Origin of the sequence: Wolbachia endosymbiont of Drosophila seguyi (genome assembly GCF_028981765.1) — a bacterium.
Lineage (GTDB): Bacteria > Pseudomonadota > Alphaproteobacteria > Rickettsiales > Anaplasmataceae > Wolbachia > Wolbachia pipientis.
Map to the genome: position 1 here is coordinate 1 of NZ_JAPQLM010000002.1, position 1860 is coordinate 1860.

2 protein-coding genes are annotated in these 1860 nt (G+C 34.4%); both read right to left on the minus strand.

What is annotated here, in order from left to right; genetic code table 11:
- Positions 1 to 166 precede the first annotated feature (166 nt).
- On the minus strand, positions 167 to 1213 hold the full coding sequence (locus tag OZD62_RS00050; RefSeq protein WP_010082541.1) for a Fic family protein: 1047 nt from the start codon (positions 1211 to 1213) through the stop codon (positions 167 to 169).
- Between the two features lie 169 nt (positions 1214 to 1382).
- Positions 1383 to 1860: DNA polymerase III subunit delta (gene holA, locus OZD62_RS00055; protein ID WP_394370296.1), on the minus strand; the 478-nt coding region annotated here is incomplete at its 5' end.

A 1860-nucleotide genomic window follows, 5' to 3' on the forward strand; every position in this document is an offset into this window, starting at 1 on the left:
GGATGACAAGAATAGGGCACTGGGATGACAAGAATAGGGCACTGGGATGACAAGAATAGGGCACTGGGATCTAGTGGGCTCAAACTACAATGTTTGTACAGCTGTGATCTATATTCTATAGCTGAATAATTTAACAATTCAAAATGAATACATATCCTATTGAGCTCTATATTACATACCAGGTTGCTTTGCCTTTTCCATGCTGAGTGATGTGATTACTCTTTACGAGATTAGATACGTGCTTCTTTAAGGTATTGCAGTTTGCTTTAGTAATATTTTCCAAATCCTTAATTGTAAGACGTCCATGTTTGCTGAGTAGTGCTAATACTTTAGCAGAAAGTGGTGGTAAATAGAGATTTAACACTTTTTCATGTGACACCTTTTGTTCAAGATGAAATTTTTGCTTTTGTAGTGACCTTAAAAAGAATATAAGCCATGGATTAAAATCATAGCTGCTCGTCTTCAAGGATTGTTGAGTACGACGCAAAGCTAAGTAGTAACTCTCCTTATTACTTTCAATTATACTTTCAAGGGAACTGTAAGGTACATAGATATACCCTAACTTTAGTAACAAGAAAGTTGTGAGAATGCGTGATAATCTGCCATTTCCATCCTGGAAGGGATGAATAGCTAAAAAAGTAACTATAAAAATGCCAATAATTAATAGAGGGTGTAACGATTTCACCTCTAATTGCTGGCTAGTCCAATAAATAAGTTCTTGCATTTGTGTTGCTGTCTCAAATGGAGAGGCTGTTTCAAAAACTATGCCCAAGCTTTTTCCAGATTCATCAAACGCTTCAACATGATTGGGGAATTTTTTATATTCTCCCATGTGCCTTTGATCTTTATATGAAAATTGTAAAAGCCAGATGTGAAACTGTTTTATAGTGTTTTCTGTAAATGGCATCTTGTTAAAGTTTTGAAATACTTCTTCACACACATACGCATATCCGGCTATTTCTCGTTCATCTAGAGAACGAAATGAGCGTGTATCAAGTTTGGATAGTAATTGCTCAACTTCACGGTCTGATAATCTTGCCCCTTCAATACGAGTAGAAGAACCAATACTTTCAATTGTTGCAATTTTCTTGAGCATTTGTAAACGTTCTGGAGCTAAATTACCAAACAATTGCCATGCTCCTTTAAATTCATCAATTTCAGCAACTAATTTTAACATTTCAGGTGTTATTACAATTTTTGAAATGTCAAACATATCTGTATTTTTATCTAGTTATATTCAATTATATTCGAAAATATCCTATTAGCAAAGAATACTTATGAGACACACACTAAAGAATGAATTTTGGTAGGCATAAAAGCAGCTATTTTATGTTAAAATACAACATTTTGATGAAATTATAAGAAAGGCTGGATCCGAGTAGTCAGCTACCTGTCAGTGCATGTTGAAAAATCATTTTATGATCTAAATCAGTTTTTTTACAGGTAACTTCTAAGCTTATCAATTTTTCCAAGATCTTCTTAAGTTCTGAAAGTTGCAAACTTTTCAAATGAGATTTAAAACTCTGCAATTGTTTAAAAAACAATGGAGGGCTTAGCTGATCAATCGCAGCCTGCTCACTCATTCCACCTTGCACTGACAGCAAAACGTTTTCAAGGCGTAGGAAATAATTTGATATAATGCGAATTAGTGCTATCGGTGAAAAATTTTCTTGCGATATCAATGCATCAGAAATTCTAATGAAACGCGACATATCTTTACTTGCTATGGCAGAGCATAGATCATCAAGTGTAGCATAGTCGTTGCCGGAAGTTGAAAAGCATAATTCTATATCAGTAAGTTTTAGGTCTTTTCTCTCCCCTAAGTATAAAACTAACTTCTCAAGTTCTGAACATATAGGC

What these genes read in the sequence shown, in the direction of transcription:
- OZD62_RS00050 (WP_010082541.1), bottom strand. Translation starts at nt 1,213, where the DNA reads ATGTTTGACATTTCAAAAATTGTAATAACACCTGAAATGTTAAAATTA.